The 26,320-nt window shown below is 37.0% G+C and carries 26 protein-coding genes; 13 read left to right on the forward strand and 13 right to left on the reverse strand.

What is annotated here, in order from left to right:
• The first annotated feature begins 52 nt into the window (after nt 1–52).
• A complete protein-coding gene (locus FNN08_RS01790; protein WP_143582931.1) occupies nt 53–1,528 on the forward strand; it encodes a TrkH family potassium uptake protein in 1,476 nt (491 codons plus the stop codon).
• Between the two features lie 261 nt (nt 1,529–1,789).
• Here FNN08_RS01790 and trkA read toward each other — a convergent pair whose 3' ends face one another.
• From trkA to def, 4 genes are read right to left on the reverse strand one after another with little or no spacing between them, the layout of a single operon-like run.
• Nucleotides 1,790–3,163: a Trk system potassium transporter TrkA gene (trkA, locus tag FNN08_RS01795; protein WP_143582932.1), complete on the reverse strand. Its 1,374-nt coding sequence runs from the start codon at nt 3,161–3,163 to the stop codon at nt 1,790–1,792.
• Nucleotides 3,164–3,194: 31 nt separating this feature from the next.
• Nucleotides 3,195–4,490 (reverse strand): 16S rRNA (cytosine(967)-C(5))-methyltransferase RsmB, encoded by a 1,296-nt coding sequence (gene rsmB, locus FNN08_RS01800; protein ID WP_143582933.1) that lies wholly within the window; start codon nt 4,488–4,490, stop codon nt 3,195–3,197.
• Entirely contained in the window at nt 4,483–5,478 is a 996-nt protein-coding gene (fmt, locus tag FNN08_RS01805) for a methionyl-tRNA formyltransferase (RefSeq protein ID WP_143582934.1), read from the reverse strand. The genes rsmB and fmt overlap by 8 nt, the downstream gene beginning before the upstream one ends.
• Nucleotides 5,479–5,500: 22 nt before the next feature.
• Nucleotides 5,501–6,013, reverse strand: a complete 513-nt coding sequence (def, locus tag FNN08_RS01810) for a peptide deformylase (protein WP_143582935.1) — start codon at nt 6,011–6,013, stop codon at nt 5,501–5,503.
• 150 nt (nt 6,014–6,163) lie between these two features.
• On the opposite strand from def, the gene FNN08_RS01815 reads away from it, so the two are divergent.
• From FNN08_RS01815 to FNN08_RS01825, 3 genes are all read left to right on the forward strand, one after another.
• A complete protein-coding gene (locus FNN08_RS01815; protein WP_185962538.1) occupies nt 6,164–7,261 on the forward strand; it encodes a LysM peptidoglycan-binding domain-containing protein in 1,098 nt (365 codons plus the stop codon).
• 62 nt (nt 7,262–7,323) lie between these two features.
• Nucleotides 7,324–8,424 (forward strand): DNA-processing protein DprA, encoded by a 1,101-nt coding sequence (dprA, locus tag FNN08_RS01820; RefSeq protein WP_143582937.1) that lies wholly within the window; start codon nt 7,324–7,326, stop codon nt 8,422–8,424.
• Between the two features lie 44 nt (nt 8,425–8,468).
• Nucleotides 8,469–8,942: a DUF494 family protein gene (locus FNN08_RS01825; protein ID WP_143582938.1), complete on the forward strand. Its 474-nt coding sequence runs from the start codon at nt 8,469–8,471 to the stop codon at nt 8,940–8,942.
• A 19-nt stretch (nt 8,943–8,961) separates the two neighbouring features.
• Here FNN08_RS01825 and FNN08_RS01830 read toward each other — a convergent pair whose 3' ends face one another.
• Nucleotides 8,962–9,864: a glycosyltransferase family A protein gene (locus FNN08_RS01830; protein ID WP_143582939.1), complete on the reverse strand. Its 903-nt coding sequence runs from the start codon at nt 9,862–9,864 to the stop codon at nt 8,962–8,964.
• A 128-nt stretch (nt 9,865–9,992) separates the two neighbouring features.
• Between FNN08_RS01830 and FNN08_RS01835 the strand changes: the two genes are divergently transcribed.
• On the forward strand, nt 9,993–10,811 hold the full coding sequence (locus FNN08_RS01835; protein ID WP_143582940.1) for a glycosyltransferase family 2 protein: 819 nt from the start codon (nt 9,993–9,995) through the stop codon (nt 10,809–10,811).
• 20 nt (nt 10,812–10,831) lie between these two features.
• On the opposite strand, the gene FNN08_RS01840 is transcribed toward FNN08_RS01835, so the two are convergent.
• From FNN08_RS01840 to FNN08_RS01860, 5 genes are all read right to left on the reverse strand, one after another.
• Nucleotides 10,832–11,404: a YrbL family protein gene (locus FNN08_RS01840; RefSeq protein ID WP_143582941.1), complete on the reverse strand. Its 573-nt coding sequence runs from the start codon at nt 11,402–11,404 to the stop codon at nt 10,832–10,834.
• Complete coding sequence (locus FNN08_RS01845; protein WP_143582942.1) at nt 11,405–12,310, reverse strand: hypothetical protein; 906 nt, start codon at nt 12,308–12,310, stop codon at nt 11,405–11,407.
• A 153-nt stretch (nt 12,311–12,463) separates the two neighbouring features.
• Nucleotides 12,464–13,324: a glycosyltransferase gene (locus tag FNN08_RS01850; RefSeq protein WP_185962539.1), complete on the reverse strand. Its 861-nt coding sequence runs from the start codon at nt 13,322–13,324 to the stop codon at nt 12,464–12,466.
• Nucleotides 13,325–13,568: 244 nt separating this feature from the next.
• Nucleotides 13,569–14,288 (reverse strand): sulfotransferase family protein, encoded by a 720-nt coding sequence (locus FNN08_RS01855; protein ID WP_185962540.1) that lies wholly within the window; start codon nt 14,286–14,288, stop codon nt 13,569–13,571.
• 23 nt (nt 14,289–14,311) lie between these two features.
• Nucleotides 14,312–15,214 carry a glycosyltransferase family 2 protein gene (locus tag FNN08_RS01860; protein WP_143582945.1) on the reverse strand — a complete coding sequence of 301 codons (903 nt, stop codon included), beginning with the start codon at nt 15,212–15,214 and terminating at the stop codon, nt 14,312–14,314.
• Between the two features lie 149 nt (nt 15,215–15,363).
• On the opposite strand from FNN08_RS01860, the gene FNN08_RS01865 reads away from it, so the two are divergent.
• Complete coding sequence (locus FNN08_RS01865) at nt 15,364–15,927, forward strand: topoisomerase DNA-binding C4 zinc finger domain-containing protein (protein ID WP_143582946.1); 564 nt, start codon at nt 15,364–15,366, stop codon at nt 15,925–15,927.
• Nucleotides 15,928–16,008: 81 nt separating this feature from the next.
• Here the strand turns inward: FNN08_RS01865 and FNN08_RS01870 are convergent, their stop codons facing one another.
• Both FNN08_RS01870 and purE read right to left on the reverse strand, forming a co-directional pair.
• Complete coding sequence (locus tag FNN08_RS01870; protein WP_143582947.1) at nt 16,009–17,166, reverse strand: 5-(carboxyamino)imidazole ribonucleotide synthase; 1,158 nt, start codon at nt 17,164–17,166, stop codon at nt 16,009–16,011.
• Nucleotides 17,167–17,171: 5 nt separating this feature from the next.
• Complete coding sequence (gene purE, locus FNN08_RS01875; protein ID WP_143582948.1) at nt 17,172–17,654, reverse strand: 5-(carboxyamino)imidazole ribonucleotide mutase; 483 nt, start codon at nt 17,652–17,654, stop codon at nt 17,172–17,174.
• A 204-nt stretch (nt 17,655–17,858) separates the two neighbouring features.
• Here purE and FNN08_RS01880 point away from each other — a divergent pair, with 204 nt between their 5' ends.
• The 7 genes from FNN08_RS01880 to FNN08_RS01910 all read left to right on the forward strand — a co-directional run bounded on the left by FNN08_RS01880 (nt 17,859) and on the right by FNN08_RS01910 (nt 25,128).
• Nucleotides 17,859–19,502, forward strand: a complete 1,644-nt coding sequence (locus tag FNN08_RS01880) for an acyl-CoA synthetase (RefSeq protein WP_143582949.1) — start codon at nt 17,859–17,861, stop codon at nt 19,500–19,502.
• A 99-nt stretch (nt 19,503–19,601) separates the two neighbouring features.
• Nucleotides 19,602–20,177 (forward strand): L-threonylcarbamoyladenylate synthase, encoded by a 576-nt coding sequence (locus FNN08_RS01885; RefSeq protein WP_143582950.1) that lies wholly within the window; start codon nt 19,602–19,604, stop codon nt 20,175–20,177.
• Nucleotides 20,174–21,085 carry an oxygen-dependent coproporphyrinogen oxidase gene (hemF, locus tag FNN08_RS01890; protein WP_143582951.1) on the forward strand — a complete coding sequence of 304 codons (912 nt, stop codon included), beginning with the start codon at nt 20,174–20,176 and terminating at the stop codon, nt 21,083–21,085. Before FNN08_RS01885 ends, hemF begins: the two co-directional genes overlap by 4 nt.
• A 94-nt stretch (nt 21,086–21,179) precedes the next feature.
• Complete coding sequence (locus FNN08_RS01895; RefSeq protein WP_143582952.1) at nt 21,180–23,078, forward strand: acyltransferase family protein; 1,899 nt, start codon at nt 21,180–21,182, stop codon at nt 23,076–23,078.
• A gap of 194 nt (nt 23,079–23,272) precedes the next feature.
• The gene (locus FNN08_RS01900; RefSeq protein ID WP_143582953.1) at nt 23,273–23,935 is read left to right on the forward strand and encodes an OmpW/AlkL family protein; all 663 of its coding nucleotides are present in this window, start codon (nt 23,273–23,275) and stop codon (nt 23,933–23,935) included.
• Nucleotides 23,936–24,070: 135 nt separating this feature from the next.
• Nucleotides 24,071–24,889, forward strand: coding sequence for a shikimate dehydrogenase (gene aroE / locus FNN08_RS01905; RefSeq protein ID WP_143582954.1), 819 nt, complete (start codon nt 24,071–24,073; stop codon nt 24,887–24,889).
• 23 nt (nt 24,890–24,912) lie between these two features.
• Nucleotides 24,913–25,128 (forward strand): hypothetical protein, encoded by a 216-nt coding sequence (locus FNN08_RS01910; RefSeq protein WP_143582955.1) that lies wholly within the window; start codon nt 24,913–24,915, stop codon nt 25,126–25,128.
• Nucleotides 25,129–25,138: 10 nt separating this feature from the next.
• Here the strand turns inward: FNN08_RS01910 and FNN08_RS01915 are convergent, their stop codons facing one another.
• Nucleotides 25,139–25,699: a gamma carbonic anhydrase family protein gene (locus FNN08_RS01915; protein ID WP_143582956.1), complete on the reverse strand. Its 561-nt coding sequence runs from the start codon at nt 25,697–25,699 to the stop codon at nt 25,139–25,141.
• Nucleotides 25,700–26,320 lie beyond the last annotated feature (621 nt).

Here is a 26,320-nt window from a genome sequence, read left to right on the forward strand (position 1 = left end):
AGGTTATGCTATAACTTATTCATTGCACACCTAAAAATAACTAAAATATATAATGCAGTACCGTAATATAATTCGCATCTTAGGCTTATTGGTCGCTTTACTCAGTGTTACCATGCTGCCTCCTATTGCTATCTCCTATATCTATGGTGATGGTGGTGGTTTGGCATTTATTATGGGATTAATCTTGTGTTTAGCTTCCGGCTTTTTATCTTGGTATCCTAATCGCTACCATAAAGGTGATCTTAGAGCCCGCGAAGGTTTCCTTATCGTAGTACTTTTCTGGACAGTATTAGCTAGTTTCTCTGCTGTCCCTTTTATGCTGACCGAAAGTCCAAATCTATCTATCACTGATGCATTCTTTGAATCATTTTCAGGTTTAACCACCACAGGCGCAACAATACTAACCCAAATTGAAGGCTTACCTCATGCTGTATTGTTCTACCGTCAGCAACTTCAGTGGATTGGTGGTATGGGTATCATCGTACTTGCTGTAGCTATTTTGCCAATGCTTGGTGTTGGTGGCATGCAGTTATATCGTGCAGAAACTCCTGGTCCGGTAAAAGATTCGAAAATGACTCCGCGAATAGCTGATACCGCTAAAAACTTATGGATGATCTATTTTTCATTAACCGTTGCTTGTGCACTATCTTATTGGCTGGCGGGTATGACCTTTTTTGATGCGGTTTCGCATTCATTCTCTACCATAGCTATTGGTGGTTTTTCTACTCATGATGCCTCAATGGGGTATTTTGACAGTCCATTAATTAATTTTATTTGTGTCGTATTTTTGATCATTGCCGGCGTTAACTTTGCTTTGCATTTTTCCGCGTGGTCATCATTGTCGAATACTAAAAGTCCAACAAGGTCAATTCGAACTTATTTCTATGACCCTGAATTTAAAGTCTTTATCTCAATCCAACTGATCATAACCTTGGTATGTTTTTTAGGGCTTATAGCCTATGGCTATGAAACTAATTATGAAAAAGCGCTAGATGATGCACTGTTTCAAGCGGTATCAATAAGTACCACTGCAGGATTTGCCACAACTGACTTTTCAGCTTGGCCGGCGATGTTGCCATTGTTATTAATTTTTGCCAGTTTTATTGGCGGTTGTGCTGGTAGTACCGGCGGTGGCATGAAAGTGATGCGCGTAGTTTTACTTTACCTTCAAGGGGTCAGAGAATTAAGTCGACTTATTCACCCTAAAGCTATTATCACCATTAAGCTCGGTCGTAAGGGACTTCCTGATAAAGTTGTTGATGCTATTTGGGGCTTCTTCTCTGCCTATGCCGCGATATTTATTATCTGTATGGTTTTGCTTATGGCGACAGGTATTGATGATATTACCGCGTTTACAGCGGTTGCTGCTTGTTTAAATAATTTAGGTCCAGGTTTAGGCGAGGTTGCAGCTAACTTTTCAAGTATTAATGACTTTAGTAAGTGGGTGTTAGTGGTTGCCATGCTGTTTGGGCGTTTAGAAATATTCACCTTGTTAGTCTTATTTATGCCATCATTCTGGCGCGATTAGTAATTAGCAATTTATCTTACCAACTTGTTGGTTTAGATAAATGCGTATCCTCAACTTGATTGGGGATCTCTGATCTGCGCAACTCGTTGGCTTAGAATAATACGTATCCCCAACTTGATTGGGGATTTATAAATTAATGCGCAACTCGTTGGCCTAGAATAATACGTATCCTCAACTTGATTGGGGATCTCTTGGTTGCTGTTGAAGTCGATATAAAAAAGGCGACCTAGGTCGCCATTGTTTTGAGCTTAATTTGAAAAATTAGAAGAAAATAGCACTTACCGCAAAGAGCTTTTCAACTTGGTGAATATATTTTTTGTCGACTAAGAATAAAATTACGTGGTCATCGGTTTTTATAATTGTGGTTGAATGGGCTATCAATACTTCTTCACCGCGGACAATTGCGCCAATGGTTGTTCCTGGTGGTAGCTTAATCTCTTGGATTTCTTTACCTACTACCTTAGATGATTGTTCATCACCATGAGCTATGGTCTCAACCGCTTCAGCTGCACCTCTACGCAAGCTATAAGCATTTACAATACCACCTTTACGTACATGTGAAAGCAAGGCTGAAATTGTCGCTTGCTGCGGTGATACGGCAATATCTAAATTTGAACCAACAAGATCTAAATAAGCTGTTCGCTGGATCAAAGCAATGGTCTTTCTCGCTTTCAGCTTTTTCGCAAGCATAGCCGACATGATATTAGCTTCATCATCGTTGGTTACCGCTAAAAATACATCAATTTGATCTATATGCTCTTCTTTAAGTAATTCTGTATCTGAAGAGTCCCCAACAAATACTAAGCTATTATTTAATTCATTAGACAATAATTCTGCACGCTCAGGGTTGCGCTCAATTATTTTAACTTGGTGATTCTTTTCTAATATCCTTGCTAAACCAGCACCTATATGACCTCCGCCGGCAATCATAATACGCTTGTAAGCTGGTTCTAATTTTTGCAGCTCACTCATTACGGCGCGGATATGTCTAGTAGCAGCAATAAAGAAAACCTCATCATCAGCTTCAATTATGGTTGTACCAAGTGGACGAATAGGTTTACCTTTACGATAAATTGCCGCTACTCGGGTATCAATATTAGGAATATGTTCACGCAAAGTAGAGAGTGCATGACCAACAAGTAAACCACCGTAGTAGGCTTTAATCGCCACTAAACTTACTTTGCCATCAGCAAACTCTCGAACTTGTAAAGCACCAGGATAATCAATTAAACGAGCTATATCGCGGGTTACTAGCTGCTCTGGAGCAATAATATGGTCAACAGGGATCTCTTGCGGGTGAAATAACTGATCTTTAAATTTGATAATTTGTTCTGAACGAATGCGGGCAATTTTGGTTTCGGTGTTGTACATGGTGTATGCCACTTGGCAAGCAATCATGTTGGTTGCATCATCACTGGTAACCGCTATTAGCATGTCGGCATCTTCAGCACCCGATTTGGCAAGTACATCAGGATGACTACCGTTGCCAGTAACCACTTGTAAGTCCATTTTGTCTTGTAACTCGCGCAGTCGTTCAGAGTCGGTATCAACTAAAGTGATTTCATTTTGCTCACCAACTAGGTTTTCTGCTAGTGTGCCGCCAACTTGTCCTGCGCCGAGAATGATGATTTTCATTTGTTTAGCTTTTTATTTTTAGTTTATAAAATCAGTGTACTGCTTTTTTAGTTAGTTTGGCATAATAAAAACCATCCATCGAGTTTTCCCCCGGTAATATTTGCCAATCTTTGCAATTATCAACTATTGCTAGATCTTCTAAATGCGCATCTGCATTGTTTTCTACAAAGCGTTTTACCTGTTCCGTATTTTCTTCTGGAAGTATAGAGCAGGTTGCATAAATCATGGTGCCACCTGGTTTTAACAGTGCCCAAATTGATTTTAATATTTGCTGCTGTAACACTACTAAACTATCAATATCTGAAGCTCGTCTTAACCACTTAATATCAGGATTTTTACGGATAACACCGGTACCAGAGCAAGGTGCGTCTAATAATATTCGATCGAAGTGTTGGCCATTAAACCATTGCTCAGTATTTACTGCATCTGCGGCAATAACATTAGCTTGTAAGCCTAATCGAGCTAAGTTTTCTTCTACACGAACCAAGCGTTGTGCTTCAATATCGATAGCAGTCATGGAACCTAGATTTGGTGTTAATTCTAAAATATGACACGTTTTACCACCAGGCGCGGCGCAGCAATCTAATACATTATCATTAGCTTGCGCTTGCAAAAGTGGGGCAGCCATTTGTGCAGCACCATCTTGTACCGATACCCAACCATCGCTAAAACCTGGTAGTTTTTGTACATCAACAGGACTTGCTAATAAAATGGCTTGGCTTAGTGGCGCAACTTGCACAACTTCAATTTCTTGCTCGCTCAGTAAAGTTAAATAATCAGTGACAGATTTTTTACTTTGATTAACCCTAAGCCACATAGGAGGGCGTTGTTGATTTTGCTCTAAAATTTGTTGCCATGAATCAGGATAACCTGCTTGAATTTTCTTAATAAACCAACCCGGATGATTATATTTAACTGCATCAGGCAGAGTCTCATCTAGTTCAGGTTCGCGCTGATAACTACGTAACACCGCATTGACCAAACCTTTTAGATGCTTGTTTTTTAAAATGGCGGTTGCCGCAACAGTTTCTGCAACAGCGGCATGATCAGGAATACGTGTATATTTAATTTGATAAATACCAACAATCATTAAAAAGTGAAATACGCGTTGTTTGCCAGTAAGAGGTTTATTAACAAAGCGCCTTACTTGAAGCTCTAGCTCTGGTAAATATCTAAGTACGCCATAACAAAGCTCTTGCAATAAGCCTTTGTCTTTTGGCGAATCTACTAACAATTGTTGCTTTGGCAATTCATCATTTAATGAGCGACCTTGATCAACAACTGCATATAAACAGCGGGCGGCAAGGGCTCTGATATTTTTACTCATTAATGTTTACGCCATTAGAGTTGGTACCATTAATGCTATTACCGACAACAAACCAATCAGCTCGGCCATTAAGAATATCTTGCACAGCTAATGCTTTTTTACCCGGCAGTTGTAAACAAGTTAACTTTAAACAGCCATCTGTTGTCGCAACCACTATGCCTGATTTATCCACGGCTAAAATAGTCCCCGGAGCTTTATTGGAGCTATCTGCTATTACTTCGGCATTCCAAACTTTAATGCGATGCTCTTTAGCAGAGCTATCTTTATAAAGTATTTGCGCGAAAGGCCAAGGTTGGTAGGCTCTAATTTTTCTATGCAAAACTTCTGCTGATAATTGCCAATCCAGTTCAGCTTCTTCTTTGGTTAACTTGTGCGCGTAATTAGCTAAATCATTATTTTGAGGTTCTGCATGATAACTACCACTAGCCATATCTTGCATCGTCTCAAGTAAAGCCTTAGGGCCAAGAAGCGCTAACTTTTCATATAAGGTAGCGCTTGTGTCGGTGCTAGTAATAGGACAACTTGCTTTTAATAGCATATCGCCAGTATCTAAGCCTATATCCATTTGCATAATGGTAACGCCTGTTTCGCTATCACCAGCTTCTAATGAACGTTGGATTGGTGCTGCGCCGCGCCATTTAGGTAATAAAGAGCCGTGCACGTTTACACAACCTAAACGAGGGGTATCTAAAATTACTTTTGGTAGTAATAAGCCATATGCAACAACAACCATGACATCGGCGTTGTAACTTGCGAGCTGTTGTTGCTCTGCTTCGCCTTTAAAGTTAATAGGTTGTTCTATTGGTAAATTGTGCTCAAGTGCTAATTGCTTAACAGCACAAGCTGTGAGCTTTTTACCGCGCCCTGCAGGCTTATCCTGAGGTGAATAAACAGCAACAACCTCGTGCTCTGAATCAATTAATGCTTGTAAATGTTTAGCCGCAAAATCGGGAGTACCGGCAAAAATTATCTTTAATGGTTTTGACAAAGTTTAATTCCAATTAATTAAATTATGATTTAGCCGCAGCTTTTGCTTCTTTTTCTAATTTAGTTTTAATGCGCTGGCGTTTTAAAGGCGATAAATAATCAACAAATAGCACACCATTTAAATGATCTAGCTCATGTTGAATACAAATGGCGAGTAATTCATCTGCATCTAATGAAAATGCTTTACCATCAATATCTAATGCTTCAACGGTAACTTCTGTGTTTCTATCTACTTTGGCATAGCAACCAGGGACTGAAAGGCAGCCTTCCTCATTAACCATAATGTCACCGCTTTTATTGGTAATTTTAGGGTTAATTAGTACTAATTGATTTTCTTTTTCTTCGCTAACATCCATAACGACAATGCGTTGGTGAATATTTACTTGTGTAGCTGCTAGGCCTACACCATTTTCTGCGTACATGGTTTCAAACATGTCGGCAACGATCTTTTTAGTCTCATCTGTTACTGCAGATACTTCTTTAGCAACAGTTCTTAGGCGTTCATCTGGAAAACGTAGTACATTTAAAATAGTCATAATATTTACAAAACAATTAGCGATATTTTCGATTGAGTGTTATGTTTTAATTTTAGCCATTATTTATTATTAATAATAGGGCTTTATGCGTTGTTAACAGATATTATAATAGACAACGTAGTAATAATTGCTTAAATGGACCTAATTAGCATGTTAAAAAAGATACTAATAACAATAATTTGCCTATTCTCTACAATGTTTGCTTTAGCTGACGAGCTGCAAATAAAAGAAGACGCCCCTAAAACTTACGTGGTTGTTAAAGGAGATACTCTCTGGGATATCTCAGCGATGTTTCTTAACGAACCTTGGCTATGGCCAAAACTGTGGCGTTTAAACCCTGATATTAAAAACCCTCATTTAATTTATCCTGGCGATGAACTTCGTTTGGTTTATGATGAAAATGGTGAACCAATGCTTGTTAAAGGTAAGCCAGCATTAAAGTGGTCACCAGAAAAACGTAAAAAATTAAAAGATCAAAACCCGATCACGATTTTACCGTTAGAGCATTTAGCGCCATACTTAAATTATTCGACTGTATTATCAAAAGCGGATTTAGATGAGTCGCCTCATATTTTAGGCGGTGATGAAAAGTATAAATCTAATATCGATGGTGCTTTGTTATATGTGAAGGGTGAAGTAGAAATAGGTCAAAACTATGCTATTTACCATCAAGGCGATGAAATTCGAGATCCTGAATCAAATGAATTTTTAGGCTATCAAGCCATTCTTGTTGGTACTGCACTAGGTTTGCGTACTGGTAATGATGAAACTCAACAGCCTTCGACATTGTCATTACAAAAAGCGAAAAGAGAAATTAGAGCTGGCGATGTGATTATCCCTGTTAATGAAGACCAATTGCTACCTTCTTTTTATAGCATGAAAGCCGCATTAGATAAGGATATCCAAGCTCGTATGATTAGCTCACATAATTTAGCTAGAGAGTTTGGTAAGTTTGAGGTTGTACTATTAAACAAGGGTGTATCTGCAGATATTGCTATGGGTGATATTTATTCTATTAACCGTCAGAGTCCAACGGTTATTGAAACAAAGAATGGCCCTGTATATGAAGAGGATGCTTCAAGCTGGTATCGCTTAACTCGAGATAGTGAAAGTGATAAAAATGTTGAGATGCCAATTGAAAAAATAGGGCACTTACTAGTGTTTAAAGTACAAGAAAAAACGAGTTTTGCTATCGTTCTTTCAACCGTTAAATCAGTAAAAATTGAAGATTTAGTTACCGCCCCTTAATGAGGCTATAACAATAATAAAATCTACTCATAAAAGGGCATTATTCAAAAGGAATTTGAATTATGTCAGATATAACAAAGCAAAAATATTGGCTAGCCTTGAAGTTAATCCCTCGGCTAGCCAATGCCATCAAATATAAACTAGTTAATCAGCACTCGATTGAAGGTTTATTTAACCTCAGCCAAGAGCAACTTGCTCTAAGTGGTTTAAATCATACTCAGCAACAGGCCATTGTTAAGCCCAATTGGCAAAAAATAAACCATATTATTGAACAATGTCAGCAATTTGATATTGCAATTATTAATATCACCCAAGCTAATTATCCCAGCCTGTTAAAGCAAACTCATAACCCGCCTAATGTTCTGTTTTATCAAGGTAATGCAGATTTATTTAACCAACCTCAAATTGCGATAGTGGGCTCAAGAGCGGCAAGTATATCGGCACAAGAGCATGCTAAAAGCTTTGCTAGTAAATTAAGTGCTAGTGGTGTTGTTGTAACTAGTGGTTTGGCTATTGGCATTGATTCGTGCGCACATAGAGGCGCTTTAAATGTTCAAGGTAAAACAATAGCCGTTGTCGCTACAGGTCTTGATCAAGTTTACCCAAAGCGCCATAAGGCACTTGCTAGCGAAATTTTAAATACTAATGGTTTAATTGTAAGTGAGTATATTCCTGGTAGTCCACCTAATCCAGGTTGCTTTCCTAAGCGTAATACTATTATTACCGGAATGAGTTTAGGTACTTTTGTGGTTGAGGCGACAATTAAGAGTGGCTCTCTTATCTCGGCTCGCAGTGCTCTTGAGCAAAATAGAGAAGTTTTTGCTATGCCTGGCGCAATTAATAATCCACAAACTAAAGGTTGCCATTACTTAATCAAGCAGGGGGCTACTTTGGTTGATGAAGTTGATGATATTTTATCAGTGTTAGATCTTCAGGGTTTATCCGGTCTAGATAAAAGGGAACAAAAAAATAGTAAAAATAATCATCAACAAGACTTGTTTATCGATGAATTGTTAAGTAGTGTGGATTATGAAACTACTTCCGTAGATACAGTAGTTTCTCGGAGCCAACTTCCCACAGAGGAAGTATTAACCCGATTATTGACGCTAGAGCTGCGTGGTCTGGTAACTGCGGTACCAGGAGGCTACATAAAATTGAATTAATTCAAATCTATTGTAAAAAATTCAATCATTTAAAGGGGCTAGTTATGTTTGATATCCTAATGTACCTTTTTGAAAATTATATCCACAGTGAAGCCGAGGTAATGGTTGATCATGACCTACTTACCGACGAGCTGACCAGAGCTGGTTTTCATCAAGACGAAATATACAAAGCGCTTTCTTGGTTAGAAAAATTGGCTGCATTACAAAATAGTGATGCGCTTCCATATTTAACTCGCCGACCAAGTACGTCTATGCGCATTTATACTGCAGAGGAAATAAAATTCCTTGATGTAGAGTGCCGTGGATTCTTAATGTTTTTAGAACAAGTAAATCTGCTTGATTTTTCTACCCGTGAGATGGTTATTGATAGAGTTATGGAACTTGATACCAAAGACTTTAACATCGATGATTTAAAGTGGGTGGTGTTAATGGTACTCTTCAACGTGCCAGGTAAAGAGTCTGCCTATTCACAGATGGAAGATTTAATCTTTGATGAGTGTGAAGGTCCGCTGCATTAACTAATACAGCGTCTTTATACTAGTTAAACCAATTACGTATAGTAAGCTCGAGCTTATGCAAGGGCTTACATATTTTTGTTCCCTGAAATGGGTTCATTATCCATGGAGTAGGTAGGTCACCCTCTTTTAGGTGCAAAAAGTCTTCAGCAAAAGGAAGCTGTTTTACATCCCTTTGTTTTAGCTTTTGTATCTCATCATCTGTCATATATTTTAAAGGATGAAATCCACATAAGTTTTTCTTTTCTGCGAGCTTGTGGCCGAAGGTTTTCATTTTCCCTCTATATGCCGGCGCACTTGGTAAATACATTAGGAAAGGGTTTACCATAAATCCCATAGCTTCAAAATTTTCAAGCGCTTGTTTACTATTATCTTTTTCGCTTGAAATAAAATTCCAATTTGCCGCTTTTAATCTATCAACATTGGCAATGCATATATCTGAATAATATACCCCCGCACTCTGTTGCGTGTTTTTTCTATAATAAGAATTAGACTCTTGATCGTAAACTGTTGAAGAAAGAGCTCTTTGTCTGTTCTTTCCTTTAATAAAAGCATATTGTAAAAAAGCAGAATTTGGCTTTTTATTAAAATAATCATGTATCGAATAGATATCTTCTATGTCAATTTTTCTAACAAGTTGTGTGTCATCTTGAACAAAATAGGCTAATTCTCCCGCAGGAATATAATCAAGAGCCATTTGCATATTATTATGTAAGCCACCACATTTATATTGCTCTACATCACTTGGGTTAGGTTTGATTATCGTTGTTTGTGAACTAAGGCTGGCTAGCACTTCTAAAGTAAGTGGATCATCACTGTTATCGTCAAAAATAAAAATAGTAGCGTTATCCGTACAACGCAGGATTGATTCGATACAGTTTTTTAATAATTGTCCTCGATTATACGAGAATACGCAGAAATACATAGATAATAAAATTCAAGGTAACCTGCCTTGATGATATGGTAATTATCTATAAATGTCACTTATTTCAGTTTATTGACTTTAGCTAATTGTGCTAATATTTGAATCACTATAGTTTTTAAGAATTTATTATGAAAGTTTCGGTTTTATTTACTACCTACAATTCTCCTGAATGGCTTGAAAAAGTATTATGGGGTTTTAGTGCTCAAAGTTATAAAAACTTTGATATTGTCATCGCTGATGACGGCTCTACTGAAGAAACTCGTTTATTAATCGAAAAAATGCAAGAAGTTAGTGGTTTAGATATAAGCCATGTATGGCATGAAGATAATGGCTTTCAAAAATGTGAAATACTAAACAAAGCTATTTTAACGGTTAAAAGTGACTATATAATCTTTACCGATGGTGACTGCATACCTCATCCTGAGTTTGTTGCTGAGCATGTTAAAAATATTAAACCAAATAGGTTCTTAACTGGAAGTGTTATGCGCTTACCAATGTCTACAAGTGAGCTCATTAGTAAAGATGATATCTTTTCAGGTGTATGCTTTGATTGGGATTGGCTGGTTGATAATGGTTTGCCTGTAACTCGTAAACATTTGAAGTACAAAGTCACAGGTTGGAAAGCGCGAGTCATGAATAGGTTGACACCTGCACCTAAAAGCTTTTTAGGTTGTAATGCTTCTGCATGGAAACAAGACATACTAGATGTAAATGGCTTTGACCAACGCATGCAATATGGCGGCTTAGATAGAGAGTTAGGTGTGAGGTTACGTAATAATGGTGTAGAGGCTAAGCATGTTAGATATAACGCGCATGTCTTGCATTTAGACCATCCACGAGGTTATCGAGATCCTGAAATGATGGCTAAAAATAAAAAGCTACGAGTGTTCAATGAAAAGAATAAGGTTAAAACAACCGAATTCGGATTTAACCTTTTAGAGCCTTAGGGAATACTTTCTGAGGCGCTTTAGATAAACTTATTGCGCATTTTATCTATTAACTGCTTACTTCTTTTTTTAGTTTTAAAACGTGCATAAAACGGCAATAATGCACCGACAATGAATTTAAAACTAAATGTCTTTGCACCAAAGCCATCAATAAGGATTGGCACTAAATCACCGTTAGATGATTTTTTAAGTAAAATATTTTCTGGATTCTTGTCATCCATAAGAATCCCTTTTGCTGATAAACTATTACATAATTGCCAAATAATAGTTTCAGCGTTTTCTATCGTTATTTGTTTGCTCGAGATGTAATCGTTGATTGTCAGAGAGCGCTTACCATCATGATCGGTTATCATTTCAAACATTAGGCCTTTACCCAAGTTGGTGATAATGGGGCCATAAAGCTTAGGTAAAATATTTTCTGTTTTAACTTTTCTGAATTTTAAAATTGAGAAATAAAACTTCTCAATTCTATTTTGATCAGCTTGGGCATCAGACCTTGGAATTTTTATGCAAACAGCAGAGTTCGTTGGGTGCTGATAGCAGCGCCGCTCTGCACCTTGAGCGAAGTAATTATCAACCTTTAATTGCAACATTTATTTGAACCAGTTTCTGACAGTGAGCTCTATTTTGTGAAGAGGCTTTAAAAATTTAGTGCCTTGAAATGGATTAATAGCCCAAGGTTTTCTTAACTCTTTATGCTTAAGTTTTAAAAAATCTTCAGCAACGGGTAATTTTTTTGCGCTACGGTTCACAAATAAATCATTTTCTGTATCTGACATGTAAGATAAAGGGTGAAAGCCACATTCATTGTAGTCTTCAGCCATCTTCAACCCCCAAGTCTTAGTTTTACCTCTATAAGCTGGTGCACTAGGAAGTTGCATTAAGAAAGGGTTTTTAATAAACCCCATTTTTCCAAATAAGTCTTTTGCTTGGGAGTTATTATGCTTCTCTCTAGATAAAAACTGCCAAAAATTGGATTTCAAGCGATCAATATGAGCAATAGCTATAGCTGAAAAATAAATCCCCGCACTTTGTTGTGCATTATCTTTTCTAAAGTATGCATTAGAGTCTTTATCAAAATAGGTAGACTCTTCATCTCTGGATCTTAATTTACCTTTTAAAAAGGTATAGTTAAGGAAAGCTGACTTAGGGTTAACTTCAAAAAAATTGTTTATATCTTCGATATCTTTCTTTAAAATTTTTCGCACTAACTGGCTATCATCTTGGGCAAAGAAAGCAAGCTCGCCGTCAGGAATATAGTCAAAAGCCATTTGCATGTTGTTATATAAACCGCCGCACTTGTGCATATGAAAATTATCTAAATCAGGCTTTATTATTTTATGTTTGACCTTTATCTCATCAAGAATAGCTAAAGTTTCAGGATCTTGGCTGTTATCATCAAAAATGAAGATAGTAGGACTTTCCGCGCATCGCTCTATGGACTCAACGCAATTCTTTAAGAGCTGACCCCGATTGTAAGAAAAAACACAAAAATACATAGCTATAAATCTTTTTTAAATAATGTTAATAGGATAGTTTTTTTTTCATAAAAAGTCATTACTATAATTATTAAGCGGTGTTTGATAATGTAAGTATTAGTCATTTTAGGTAGCCTTGAATGATTATCTAATAGTTTAATAAAAAGAGCCGCATTAACTAACTAATAGTGATTGCCAAGACTTAATGAAATCTAATTTTCTTTGGCTTAAAACCGTTTTATTTTCTTTATTAAAGGTCTTATAGAACTCAAGTTTGTTATCAGCTAGCCAATTAATTCCCTCGACTAAATCATCTACTTTACAGTTAGCTGCTTTTACCCAGTTTAAACCTAGATGCCAATTATCGCGATCTACTATTGGTAAATCGGTATCGGTATAGCTTACTGGTACTGTGTATCCAAGTTTTTTGTGACTAATCCATAAGTTCATAGGGGCTGCATCTACTGTAAGTACTGGTGTGCCGTGATATAAGCTTTCAAGTAAAGCAAAGCCAACTCCTTCCCACTTGGAAGGCGCTATAGAAAAGTCAGCTTCTGTATAATAGGTTAGGTTTTTCTTATAACTTGTATTTTTATAATGGTATATAAAGTTTTTGCCCTTATATGCATTTAGTTGACTTACATCTAATGCTTTTTGAGTTTTCAATAAAAACTCAATATCGTTGCGTTGCCCTAGTACTATACTAAATGCCTTTATTACAGCTTCACAATTGCGACGATCGCCAACGCCGCCACCCCCAGCATTAAATAAAAATTTGGTTTTTCCTTTATTTAGCTGTTTTGTATGCAGTGGTAGGTTAGCAATCCATGGCATATTAACTACATTACCTAATGAAAAACGCTTTGTTAATAAGTCTGCACAAGCTTGCATAGGACTAATGATAATATCAACTTTATTAAAGTCTTCAGTGGTTAAATCTGAATTAATCCATTCAATATTCGGGCGCCAGATGCTTTTTATCTGATGCTTTCTGCATTCAAGGAATAGGTTAGGCATAAAGTGTTCAATGGTCATCACATAGTTCTGTCGCTTTAACCATTTTATGAATCTTTTGTTTGTTTGCCACTTATTATCAAATGCTTTTGAAGCCCGGCCAGCTCGGATTTCAAAAATATCGAATTGATATTCAGGCAAATGCTCCCTGAAAAATTTTTTTAGTAATCTTGCTTCTGTTCCCAACCCTCTGTTATTAAGGCAGCTAACCAAACCAAATCGTTTTTTATTTTTATGTTGATTAAAAGCAAGAAAAGAAAACATACTATCCTATAGTGTTGTTATAACCCAATAATTCAAAATCTTTACTGTACATTTGCTGCATTAATTCAACGCATTCACTATCATAGTACTTCTTTACTTTATCTGTTGCGCTAGTTGAAGGAGGCCCCTTTCTAGAGAAGTCATTATTTGTTGATTCTTGACCTTTAATTTTATTAATAATAAAAGCTAAGTCATCATTTAAATTTTCAAACTTTCCAATAAAATCAAATTCTTCAATAGGTATTAATAAGATAGATGTTTGTGGCGCCCAGTGTAAGTTTGAATGAAGCTTACCCGCCTTTAAAGATTTTAAAAAATCTTTAAAGCTTATTTTTTCTTCGTTTTGGTTGAATTTACGATCAATCTTATCTAAATAAGCAGATAGGGTTCGAGAGAATGGGTCTCTAACAACAGCAAACTTAAATAAGTCATCAAATTTTTCTAGCTCTGCTGTTTTTAATTGCGAAGGAGTTGTAAAGACTTTTTTAGCTTGTGGTGAGGCTATCTCTTCACCTAATTTTAACTGAACTAAATTTGAAACTATTGTCGAGTTAGCTGCTTTAGGAATACGATTGCAAAAAATTCCTAAGTCAAAATCAATTGCTCCTCTATCGTCGGCACTGCGAATAGAGGCCTTTCCTTGAAAAGGGTACTTTTTATAAAAAGGAGTTAAGCTAACAGTATATTTATTATAAATAAGTTTATTAACGACTTTATTCAACGACATGTATATAACCTAATATATTAAGATTTTAGTTTTAAGTGACGAATTTTACTGCGTACACGTGACCACAAAGAACCTTTTTTATAACGTCCCTTTGTTACGTGCCTGATTTGAAAAATATTATCAATATCAATAGCAACACCATGCGTACCCAATAACCAACGGAAACATCTATCTTCTACACATTTACACCAATGGTTTGATGGGGTTTGATAAATAGATATATTGGCACAATAACCTGCGGCTCTGGCTACGTCACCATGTGTTATCTGGAATTCTCCTGTTGCTTTTGAGCGAGAATAGTATTCAAAGTTTTCTTCATTTTCTATTCTGATCACTTGTGGCTCAGCATCTTTTTGCAATAAAGGGTGATCTTCTTTTAGCATGGGAGTAGTTTTTTCTTTTTTAGGAAAAACTAGAATGTCATTTCTACCCTGTAAGCTATCTACAAGACTATCAATACAATTTTCATTAAACATAATGTCACAATCAGAAAACCAAACCCAATCCGCTTTAGTTTCTAGTGCCGCTCTGTTACGGCCTATAGCTCGCCTAAACAATAGTTCTTTAGGAAGAGGCTGCCAATTCCAAGTGACATTCTCAACATTGATAGAAGAAAAGAAGTCTAATTGTTTTTGTGTTTTTTCATCTTCCGGGCTATAAAAAACAGTCATAGTGACATGTGCTTTTTTAGGGGGATAATTTACTAATGAACTTAATTGGTAAGCCATCATATGTGAATATCCCCAGCAGTGACTAACTACCTCAATATTCAAATTGCCAATTTTTTTACTGCGAGCCTGTTCTTCTGGAAGGTTTTTTAAAAACCAAGATGCTGGAATATAACCACTGGCAGCTAATTTGAAAAAGAATGCTAATAAGCCATCATAAAATCGAGGCGTATAAATTTTAGTTTTACTCAAAGTTTTTACCACTTTTACCAATTGTTATTTAAGCTTAACATATTTCTAGTTATAGCCAGTATTATAATTGCTGGTATTTAAACATACATTTTAATAATTATGATTAATTTTATGCCATAATGTAGTTACTTGATAATACAAAATAAATTATGAAAAAAGACAACGATCCATTATTTAGCAAACACGAACATGCTTTAGAAAAAGCCTATGAGGTGTGCCCTGAATGTGGCAGTGAACTCGCCGTTAAAAACTCTAAAGCGGGCGCTTTTTTAGGGTGCGTAAGTTACCCAATCTGCTCTTATACTCGACCTATTGTTGAACAGGAAAAGTTTGAGCAGCAATTACTACCTGGCACTCAATGCCCTGAATGTGGACATGAATTAGCGGTTAAGCAAGGTCGCTATGGCTTGTTTATTGGTTGTACTAACTTCCCTGAATGTCACCATATTGAGCATGAAGATAATCAAGTAGTTGCCGATGTAACTTGCCCAACATGTAAAAAGGGCCACTTATCTGAAAAACAAAGCCGTTATGGCAAAACATTTTATTCTTGTGACAACTACCCTAAGTGTAAGTTTGTAGTTAACCATAAACCCGCGGCAGGTTGTTGTGAAAAATGTGGATTTGAACTTTTACTTAAACGTAATATGGCTGCGGGTGAAAAACTGCAATGCGCAAGTAAGAAGTGTAGTCACTTTCAAAGTGAGTCTTAATTGGTTGTAGTTAAAAGTTATGGATATAAAAAAGACGAGCATTGCTCGTCTTTTTTGTTATTTAAAGTCTAAAACTTGGTATTAGTTAACTCTAGCTTGTAACATAGTGGCAAATTCTTTTATATCTTCAAACGCAAGAGGGTCTAATATCTCAGCAAGTTGTGATAATTTATCAGCTAGCTCTTGCTCATTATTACCACAAACATTAATGTGTCCCATTTTACGGCCATTACGCTTTTCTTTGTTATACCAGTGGATTGCAACACCAGGCATAGCTAGTACTGCTTCAGGCACACTATCTTGGCCTAAAATATTGATCATCGCGGTAGGGCGTATTAATTCGGTATTACCTAGTGGTAAACCACAAATAGCGCGCAGATGATTTTCAAATTGACATGTATCACAGCCTTGTTGGGTCCAATGCCCCGAGTTGTGTACACGAGGCGCTATTTCATTTACTAATAAAGTATCTCCAACTTGGAAAAATTCAATAGCTAATACGCCAACGTAGTCTAACTTTTCTGCTAATTTACTAAATACTTCAAAAGCTTGTTCTTGTAGTTTAGTTGGCACTGGCATGGCAAGACTGACACTTAAAACACCATTGGTGTGATGGTTTTCAGTAATAGGATATACGGCTATTTCACCTTTGCTATTACGAGCTCCTACAATCGATACTTCGCGATCGAATGGCACCATTTGCTCAGCAATAATGCCTTGTGGTACAGAGGTCTTTGCGCCTGCGACAAACTCTTCCATATCAGTCCAAATTGACTCTGCTTGTGATATGTCTTTTAAGCGCCACTGACCTTTACCATCGTAACCTTCTAGTGCGCTTTTAAAAATAATCGGTAATTGCAGCTGCTCAATGGCATTAGTAAAATCTTCATGGTTAGCAATTACTTTATGCTTGGCATTAGCAACATTACATGATTCAAGTAGTGACTTTTCTAGACGACGATCGCCACCAATTTTGATAGCAGTACTTGTTGGGAGTAACTTTCCTGAAGCCTCACATTGCTCTAAAACATCATGGCTTATGTGTTCAAACTCAGAGGTAATAACATCAGCTTGCTCTATGCCTGATTGTAAATCACCAAACTTATATTCATTCACCAATGGGTGTACGACTTCATCTATGCGAACATCAAAAGCTTTGGTGTTTAGATTTAAAGGAGTACCCGCTAAATCCATCATTCTTGCTAGTTGACCAGCACCAAGTACTAAGACCTTATTCATTTTACCTATTCCGCAGGGTTAGGGTTGTTTAATATATTTTCTGTTTGAGCTTTTCTAAACGCTTCAATATTGGCCATGATACTTTCATCATGAGTACCTAAAATTTGTGCTGCTAACAATCCGGCATTGGCTGCACCGGCTGTACCAATAGCTAAGGTACCAACAGCAATGCCTTTAGGCATTTGTACAATTGATAATAATGAATCTTGACCACTTAAAGCTTTAGATTGAACAGGTACGCCTAGTACCGGTAAGCTTGTAAATGCTGCTGCCATACCTGGTAAATGAGCGGCACCACCAGCACCAGCGATAATTACCTTTAAACCGCGTTCTTTTGCTGACTCAGCATATTCAGCAAGTAAGTGAGGAGTTCTGTGCGCAGACACCACTTTAGTTTCATATGGAACTTTAAGAAGATCGAGCATTTCGGTTGCATGTTGCATAGTTGGCCAATCTGATTTTGAACCCATGATAATTCCAACAGTCATGTCATTATACCTTTTATGTTAATTGCTTTAGATGCTATCAACCCTGTTAGGGGTTAAAAATGAAAGGGCGCATTATACCCTTGTTTACAAAAATTCCCAAACTTTGTAACTTGATTTATTTGCTATTTTCTAGACTAAGGTCGGATTGCTAAAAACCTAAAGAAATCTCACTATGATGTTATAGAGTAAGAGGGGATTTCCAACATGTCAGATAAATATACTAATGGTTTAGGAAAAGTTGCAGCTAACCATCAAGCTTTAACGCCAGTTAATTTTCTTAAGCGTACAGCTCAGCTGCATCCACAACGTAAAGCGATTATATATGGCACAGAATCTTTTACTTATACAGAGTTTCAAGACAATGTTTATCGTTTAGCTTCTGCATTAAGAAAAAGAGGTGTAAAAAAAGGCACTACAGTTACTATTATGGCCGCCAATATCCCTGCTTTTCTTGATGCCCATTTTGCCGTACCTATGATCGGTGCAGTGTTAAATTCTTTAAATACTAGGCTCGATGCTGCCAATTTAGCGTTTATTCTTGATCATGCTGAAACTGATGTATTACTCGTTGATACATATTATTTAGATGTAATGCAACAGGCCGTGTCTTTATCTACACGCAAACCAATGATAATAGATATTGTCGATCATGAATGCCTTGATGGCAGATTAATGGGTGAAATCGAGTATAAAGATTTATTAGCCGAAGGTAGTCCTGAGCCATTTGATCATTTAATTGAAGATGAATGGGATGCAATGGCTCTTAACTATACGTCGGGTACTACAGGGAATCCTAAAGGTGTAGTTTATTCACACCGCGGAGCTTATTTAAATGCTATGGGTAATAACATGATATGGCCGCTTGGGGAAAACTCTGTTTACCTTTGGACCTTGCCTATGTTTCATTGTAATGGTTGGTGTTTCCCTTGGACTATCACCGCAGTTGGCGGGACGCATGTTTGCTTAAGGCAAGTCGAAGTAAATGCCATAGTAGACGCCATGGCAGACAACCAAGTAACTCATTTTTGTGGTGCTCCAATCGTATTAAATATGATTTTAAATGCACCAACCGAGCTTACCCAAAAGTTACCTCGCAATATAAAAGCTATGACCGCTGGCGCTCCGCCACCTGCTGCTGTTATTAAGGGGATGGAAGCTATGGGTTTTGATATAACACAAGGTTATGGTTTAACTGAAGTTTATGGCCCTTGTGTGGTGAGTCAATGGAAAGATGAATGGAATGAGTTAGGTGATGATGAGCGTGCTGCTCTTAAAGCTAGACAGGGTATTCGTTATCCAACTCAAGAAGATTGTGATGTGCTTGACCCTGAAACTATGCTGCCAGTCCCTTGTGATGCCGAGACCATTGGTGAAATTATGTTTCGAGGTAATACAACAATGAAAGGTTACCTTAAAAATGAAGCTACAACTGAAGAATCATTTGAGCATGGTTGGTTCCACTCTGGTGATTTAGCGGTTAAACATCCTGATGGGTATATTGAAATTAGAGATCGCTCTAAAGATATTATTATCTCCGGCGGAGAAAATATTTCATCTGTAGAAGTGGAGGGGGTTTTATATCGCCACCCAGCAATCATGGAAGCTGCTGTTGTTGCCAGAGCAGATGAAAAGTGGGGAGAAACCCCTTGTGCATTTGTAGGATTAAAGCCTGGACAAAGTGCTACAGAGGAAGAAATTATAGAATTCTGTCGCAACGAAATGGCCCGCTTTAAGTGTCCTAAAACCATTATATTTGCTGAGTTACCTAAAACCTCAACGGGTAAAATCCAAAAATTCATTTTGCGAGAGAAAGTGAAAAACATGTTTTCTTTGGATAAATCTGCCTAATTTTATTAAAACTCCAAAGTAAAAAACACTAAAACAAATAAATGCGGTCATTATACAAACACGTTATAATGGCCGTTTTTAGATCCTAACCTTATAAAAATGAACAAGAATAGTTTTATACAAGAGCAATTAGAACAAGCTAAGCAGGCCTATTTAGCCGGAGGCGTTATTGCTTACCCAACTGAAGCCGTGTTTGGATTGGGCTGCGACCCTGACAATAAAGACGCTGTGTATAAACTGTTAAAATTAAAGCAGCGCTCTGTAGATAAAGGTCTTATATTACTTGCGAGTAGCTATTCGCAGCTTCTCCCTTACCTTGATGATTTAAAAATTCCTCAAGATCAGCGCTCTGTAATATTATCTCGTTGGCCTGATGGTGTTACTCAAGTAATGCCTGCCCATGAAAACATAGCCTCTTTTTTAACTGGTAAGTTTAATACCATTGCCGTGCGCGTCACTAGTCAACCTGATGTAGTTGCATTATGCAATGCCGTTAATAGACCGATAGTTTCTACTAGCGCAAATCTAAGTGGTGAAACACCTGCAATTACTTGGCAAGAAGTTGAAGCTAAATTAGGTGGTTTTGTCGATCATATTATTAAAGGTAAAACTCTAGGGTTTAAACAACCATCTACTATTATTAATGCTCTTTCAGGAGAAGTGTACCGACAATGAACCAAGTTAACATTGAGCAAGTTGTAGAGTTTCTAAAATCTCTACAAGATCAAATCTGTAATGCCCTTGAAGCTGCCGACGGCAGTGGCAAATTTATTGAAGATAAATGGCAACGTGCTGAAGGTGGAGGCGGTCGAACTCGCGTATTAACCAATGGCACTGTTATTGAACAGGGTGGAGTAAACTTTTCTACAGTAAGTGGCGATAAGTTACCACCATCAGCAACCGCTCATCGTCCAGAGCTAGCTGGCCGTACTTGGCAAGCTTGTGGCGTATCATTAGTTATTCATCCTAAAAATCCACATATCCCAACGTCTCATGCCAATGTACGTTTTTTTATTGCAGAAAAAGAAGGTGAGGCTCCTGTGTGGTGGTTTGGCGGTGGCTTTGACTTAACGCCATTTTATCCAATCGAAGAAGATGTTATACACTGGCACCAAACAGCTGCCGATTTATGTCAGCCATTTGGTGATAATGTTTACGCCGATCATAAAAAATGGTGTGATGAATACTTTTACTTAAAACATCGAGATGAAACTCGTGGTGTTGGCGGTTTATTTTTTGATGATCTAAATGAGTGGGATTTCGATACTTGTTTTAATTACATTAAAGCTGTTGGACAAGGTTATATCGATGCTTATGTGCCAATTATTAATAAACGCAAAGATACGCCATATACTGAACAACAACGCCAATTTCAGTTATATCGCCGTGGGCGCTACGTTGAATTCAATTTAGTATTTGATCGCGGCACCTTATTTGGCCTGCAATCTGGAGGTCGTACAGAATCTATTTTAATGTCAATGCCGCCATTAGCTCGCTGGGAGTATAACTTCCAACCGGCATCTGGTAGCCCTGAAGAGCTATTGTATTCACATTACTTGCAACCTCAAGATTGGCTAAAATAATTAATTGCGCCAAACTAAAGCTAAACTGTATATATTCATTGGAAGGAATTCCCATTTATTATGGTGATAAAATAACTACAATATGCCTAAATCTATGACCTTTAGAAAAGATATAAATGGCCTTCGTGCTATCGCCGTTATGGCTGTTGTGCTATTTCATTTTAATGCGAATTGGTTACCTGGCGGTTTTGCGGGGGTTGATGTCTTTTTTGTTATCTCTGGTTTTTTAATGACAGGGATCATTTTTAAAGGACTTGCTTCTGATAATTTCTCTACCTGGAATTTCTACAAAGCTAGAGCGAGACGAATTGTTCCTGCTTTAGCAATACTTTGTATTGTCGTAATGTTATGGGGCTGGTTTTTTCTTGATCCTACTGAATATAGAAGACTAGCAAAGCATGCAGCAAGTAGCATAGGATTTGTATCTAATTTCGCCTACTTAAGAGAAGCAGGATATTTTGATGTCGCATCACACCAAAAATGGCTTCTGCATACTTGGTCATTATCGGCAGAATGGCAATTTTACATTCTTTACCCATTAATTCTTGTTTTACTCAAAAGGTTTATGTCGTTTAATGCGATGAAACTCTTTGTTTTAGTTGGCACTGTTGTGGGCTTTGTTTTTTGTGCCTTCGCTACTTCTCGATGGCCCGATAGTTCTTATTACTTGTTGCACACAAGAGCTTGGGAGATGATGTTAGGTGGGGTAGCTTATCTTTATCCTTTTAAAATGAATGCTTTTAAAAGTAAGTTATTGGAAATAGTTGGCTTAACGTTAATAATCGCTTCTTGTTTGTTAATCACCAACAATGACCCTTGGCCAGGGTACTTAGCTTTCTTTCCTGTTTTCGGTGCCTTTTTAATAATTCAAGCGCAGTGCAATGACAGTATATTTACGCAAAATATCATTTTTCAAAAAATAGGGGCTTGGTCATATTCTATTTATCTATGGCACTGGCCATTAGTGGTTTGTATATATTACTTCTCCCTCTCTGAAGTATTTATTTATTTAGGGCTTAGCCTCTCAATTTTATTTGGCTTTTTAAGTTATAAATTTGTGGAAACATTTAACTGGAAAAATGACTCCTCGTTTTGGTCTAACTATTTTAAATACAAGCCTATCTATTTAGTTATTTCCGTAGGGCTGTTATGTACAGTCATTATCGAAGGGAATGGTATCGATTTACGCTCAAGCAATCCTGATTATTCATACAAGACCATGAAAAAAGCATTAAAAGCAAATCATGGCTTAAGTAAAACATGTGAGCGTAGCTTCACCTTATCAGAGGATTGTAGAACTGACCAAGCCCCTGAAGTTGTAGTGTGGGGGGATTCGTATGCTATGCATATAGTAAATGGAATTGTAGCTTCTAATCCAAATCCGAAAGTGATTCAATTTACTAAAAGCCAGTGTGCTCCATTTTTTAACCTTACCAGAGCTCACACCCCAAAATTTATTGAAGAGTGTTTAACTTTTACTAAGCAAGTAAAAGAGTGGTTACAAGCAAACGAGACTGTAAAATATGTTGTGCTGTCAGCGCGGTTTATGGCGTACTTTGAGTTGGATGTGACATTCCGAGGTGAAGAACGTATTTTTCGAGCGCCCGATGAAGTAATTATGTCGGAATTTCAAAACACATTGGTTGAGCTAGAAGATATGGGCTTTATTCCTGTTATTTTCTCACCTCCACCTCAAAATTCTGAAAACATAGCGAGATGTTTAGACCGACAATATTTTTACGATGCGGATTTATCTGTGTGTGATTTTGAAGTAGCAAGGATGCCTCAAGTTCAGCAAAAGGTTCACACTTGGCTTCGCTCGTTGAGTAATAACTATAAAACCATAATGTTGGATGACATCTTATGTGATGGTGGTATATGTAAAACTCACTTTAAGGATACTTTCATATATAGAGATGAAGGGCACTTATCTGCTGCTGGCTCTGAGCTTTTAGGCGTAAAAAATAACTTCTACGATCTAATTATCAAATAGTTTATTTATTTAGCGTCAACTTTTAATTAGTTGACGCAGCGTTCTAATCGTTAAACCTTAATTATTTATTTCCTTATTAAACAAGTAATGTTTAGTTATTTTGTTTTAAATCAAAGTTGTGTCATACAGTTTGTTTACAATTCCTGACAATAAGAAAACAAAATTTAAAAACATTACTCTTTGAGGGAATAAACATGAAAAAATCTATCCTTAGTCTTGCTTTAGTATCTTTATTTACGTCATCAGCAGCTTTAGCTTCATATGAAGCTGGTGACTTTGTTGTTCGTGCCGGTGCTACTATGGTAAGTCCTGATGACGGAAAGTCAGGCGTTGATTTAAATGGTGCGGATTCTGGTCTTACAGTATCTGTTGATGATAATACTCAGTTAGGCCTTAACTTTGTATACTTCTTTGATTCAAACTGGGCTGTTGAAGTTTTAGCAGCAACACCATTTACCCATGATGTTAAATTGCAAGCAGGCGATACAGAAACTACTTTAGGTGAAGTTACACACTTACCACCAACAGTTAGTGCTGTTTACTACTTCGATACGGGCTCTAAGTTCCAACCATATGTTGGTGCTGGCTTAAATTATACTATTTTCTTTGATGAAGAATTCTCATCAACTTATAAAGAAGCTGGCTTCAAAGATTTAGAGTTAGATGGTTCTTTAGGTTTTGCTGTGCAAGTTGGCGCAGACTACCAACTAAATGATAATTGGCATGTAAATGCATCTGTTCGTTACATTGATATTGCGACAGAAGCTAAATTTAAAGTTGCTGATATCGCTAATGGCTCTGCAGACATTGACGTAGACCCTATGGTTTACTCAGTAATGTTAGGTTATAAATTTTAAGTCATAGCTTAAATTGATAGAGCCGTATTTAGTCACTTGATTAAATACGGCTTTTCTATTTTCTTGGCATTAGTAATTAATATCCGTTAGTCTATTTAATATATTATATAGAGTGATCTTTACTGGCTTAACTTAATGGATAAATACTTAGTTCTTGGCAATCCTATTGCACAATCTCGTTCCCCGAGCATTCATCAACTCTTTGCAAAGCAAACAGATCAAAATATAGCTTACGATAAACAGCTAGTTGAATTAGATAACTTCAACAATCATATCAATACCCTTATTGCGCAAGGTATTAAAGGCGTTAATGTAACTATGCCATTTAAAGAGCAAGCATTAGCGATTAGTGATCAACTAAGCGATCGAGCAGAGCTTGCCGGTGCGGTAAATACATTAAGTTTTGTTGATGGCAAGATCTTTGGTGATAATACTGACGGTGTTGGTTTAGTTAATGATTTGAAATCACAACAAGTGGAGTTTCAAGGTAAACGTATTTTATTGTTAGGTGCTGGCGGTGCAGCACGAGGGGTATTACTGCCATTATTATCAGAAAACCCTGCGTTACTTTGTATTGCCAACAGAACGGTAAGTAAAGCCGAATCATTGGTAGCAACAATTAAAGACTCTCGAGCGCAAGCTATATCATTTGCACAAACACAAGAGTTTGACTTTGATATTATTATTAATGCGACATCAACGAGCTTATCTGCTGATATCCCTCCGATAAGTAGTCAATGTATTTCTATAAATACTGTCTGTTATGACATGGTTTATAGTAAAGAAGAGACTACTTTCTTAAAGTGGTGTCGTGCTCACGGTGCTAAACAAGTTATTGATGGCTTAGGTATGCTTGTTGGTCAGGCTGCAGAAAGCTTTCGCATTTGGCGTGGCGTAATGCCTGATATTGCGCCTGTATTAGCTAACCTTCGAGTTGAACTATCTAAAGATTAATACCGATAAAAGTATATATACAAATGAACCAAGCAATATTATTTAATGACGATCATTGTTTTGATGAAGAACAGCAAGCGTGGAAATTTACCGGGCAACTATCTGGTGACCGAATAACTATATACATACGTGATACTAAGCGGGAGATCAGCCAAGACCTAAAATTTACCTGGGAAGACAGGGTTGAAGAATGGCTAGAAGATAATGAGCCAGATGTAGATAATTGCATTTGGCTCTAAAGTTTGGTGATTAATAAGTATAACTTTTGCTTTGTTCTTCTATGTATTCATTTTTTAAAAGTACATAGTTGGCAGCAGTTTTCTTAAGAAAGGCAAGTTCAGTATCTTTAAGTAAACGGCTTTGTTTAACTGGATTACCCACATATAAATAACCTGATTGTAAAGTTTTATTCGGTGGCACCAATGAACCCGCACCTATAATTACATCACTTTGTACAACTGCACCATCCATAACAATAGCCCCCATACCTACTAATATACGGTCATGCAAAGTACAGCCATGCAACATAACTTTATGGCCGACGGTAACATCTTCACCAATAGATAGAGGAAAACCATTTGGGTAGGTATCTGAGACTCGGCTTACATGCAGCACACTGCCATCTTGAATATTACTACGTTTACCAATTGTTATTACATTTACATCACCTCGAGCAACAACCATAGGCCAAATGCTGGTGTCATCAGCCAAGCTAATTTTACCTATAATTGTGCTGGTAGGATCGACATAGACATTGTTACCTAATTGAGGCTGATGATTGCGATAAGATCTAATATTAGAAGTTGTCATAAATAAGGCTCTGATAATGAAATAATAATAACTTTAGCAAAAAAGAACATAATGCATAGTAATTATTGAATTAAACCCATACTTAATTGTATGCATGTGAAAGACGTTAAATATAAAGATGTATTTAAAAAGTAATCGATTTACAAATAAATATAACTGTGTAGGCCAATTAAACAGCATGTTGGTGTAAATTTGCTCAAACGATATATTATTTAAAAATAAATACAAAAAGGTGTTGACGCCAACAGTTAAATCTATAAAATGCGCTCCACTTCTTCGGGACATCCCAAGACAGTGTTTTAATAAGTTAACTAAGTTGATTGATTTAGATAACAGCAACCAAACGTTTTAAAATAGCTTTTAGAAATATTAGCAAAAACTTTAAAAAATAAGTTGACATTAAAACTGAGGTGCTTATAATGCGCCTCCTGCTTCGGGCAATCGAAGCAAAGAGAGTTAAGCGAATGCGACTTGCTCTTTGTTATAAACGAACGTTTATAACCTCTTTAACAATTAGTTATCATGCAATTTGTGTGGGCACTCACATTGATGTTGATTTTACATAGCTACTTAGTAGCAAATTAACTTAATGATGAATGAACACACAAAACGACTTAATTA

It is taken from the genome of Thalassomonas sp. M1454 (genome assembly GCF_007097525.1).
Lineage (GTDB): Bacteria > Pseudomonadota > Gammaproteobacteria > Enterobacterales > Alteromonadaceae > Thalassotalea_A.

What these genes read in the sequence shown, in the direction of transcription:
- FNN08_RS01845 (WP_143582942.1), bottom strand. Translation starts at nt 12,310, where the DNA reads ATGTATTTTTGTGTTTTTTCTTACAATCGGGGTCAGCTCTTAAAGAAT.
- FNN08_RS01870 (WP_143582947.1), bottom strand. Translation starts at nt 17,166, where the DNA reads ATGAATAAGGTCTTAGTACTTGGTGCTGGTCAACTAGCAAGAATGATG.
- FNN08_RS01835 (WP_143582940.1), top strand. Translation starts at nt 9,993, where the DNA reads ATGAAAGTTTCGGTTTTATTTACTACCTACAATTCTCCTGAATGGCTT.
- FNN08_RS01830 (WP_143582939.1), bottom strand. Translation starts at nt 9,864, where the DNA reads ATGTATTTCTGCGTATTCTCGTATAATCGAGGACAATTATTAAAAAAC.
- trkA (WP_143582932.1), bottom strand. Translation starts at nt 3,163, where the DNA reads ATGAAAATCATCATTCTCGGCGCAGGACAAGTTGGCGGCACACTAGCA.
- dprA (WP_143582937.1), top strand. Translation starts at nt 7,324, where the DNA reads ATGTCAGATATAACAAAGCAAAAATATTGGCTAGCCTTGAAGTTAATC.
- purE (WP_143582948.1), bottom strand. Translation starts at nt 17,654, where the DNA reads ATGACTGTTGGAATTATCATGGGTTCAAAATCAGATTGGCCAACTATG.
- FNN08_RS01910 (WP_143582955.1), top strand. Translation starts at nt 24,913, where the DNA reads ATGAACCAAGCAATATTATTTAATGACGATCATTGTTTTGATGAAGAA.
- FNN08_RS01895 (WP_143582952.1), top strand. Translation starts at nt 21,180, where the DNA reads ATGACCTTTAGAAAAGATATAAATGGCCTTCGTGCTATCGCCGTTATG.
- aroE (WP_143582954.1), top strand. Translation starts at nt 24,071, where the DNA reads ATGGATAAATACTTAGTTCTTGGCAATCCTATTGCACAATCTCGTTCC.
- FNN08_RS01880 (WP_143582949.1), top strand. Translation starts at nt 17,859, where the DNA reads ATGTCAGATAAATATACTAATGGTTTAGGAAAAGTTGCAGCTAACCAT.
- FNN08_RS01865 (WP_143582946.1), top strand. Translation starts at nt 15,364, where the DNA reads ATGAAAAAAGACAACGATCCATTATTTAGCAAACACGAACATGCTTTA.
- rsmB (WP_143582933.1), bottom strand. Translation starts at nt 4,490, where the DNA reads ATGAGTAAAAATATCAGAGCCCTTGCCGCCCGCTGTTTATATGCAGTT.
- hemF (WP_143582951.1), top strand. Translation starts at nt 20,174, where the DNA reads ATGAACCAAGTTAACATTGAGCAAGTTGTAGAGTTTCTAAAATCTCTA.
- FNN08_RS01825 (WP_143582938.1), top strand. Translation starts at nt 8,469, where the DNA reads ATGTTTGATATCCTAATGTACCTTTTTGAAAATTATATCCACAGTGAA.
- FNN08_RS01840 (WP_143582941.1), bottom strand. Translation starts at nt 11,404, where the DNA reads ATGTTGCAATTAAAGGTTGATAATTACTTCGCTCAAGGTGCAGAGCGG.
- FNN08_RS01790 (WP_143582931.1), top strand. Translation starts at nt 53, where the DNA reads ATGCAGTACCGTAATATAATTCGCATCTTAGGCTTATTGGTCGCTTTA.
- FNN08_RS01915 (WP_143582956.1), bottom strand. Translation starts at nt 25,699, where the DNA reads ATGACAACTTCTAATATTAGATCTTATCGCAATCATCAGCCTCAATTA.
- FNN08_RS01850 (WP_185962539.1), bottom strand. Translation starts at nt 13,324, where the DNA reads ATGACCATTGAACACTTTATGCCTAACCTATTCCTTGAATGCAGAAAG.
- FNN08_RS01885 (WP_143582950.1), top strand. Translation starts at nt 19,602, where the DNA reads ATGAACAAGAATAGTTTTATACAAGAGCAATTAGAACAAGCTAAGCAG.
- def (WP_143582935.1), bottom strand. Translation starts at nt 6,013, where the DNA reads ATGACTATTTTAAATGTACTACGTTTTCCAGATGAACGCCTAAGAACT.
- FNN08_RS01900 (WP_143582953.1), top strand. Translation starts at nt 23,273, where the DNA reads ATGAAAAAATCTATCCTTAGTCTTGCTTTAGTATCTTTATTTACGTCA.
- FNN08_RS01815 (WP_185962538.1), top strand. Translation starts at nt 6,164, where the DNA reads ATGTTAAAAAAGATACTAATAACAATAATTTGCCTATTCTCTACAATG.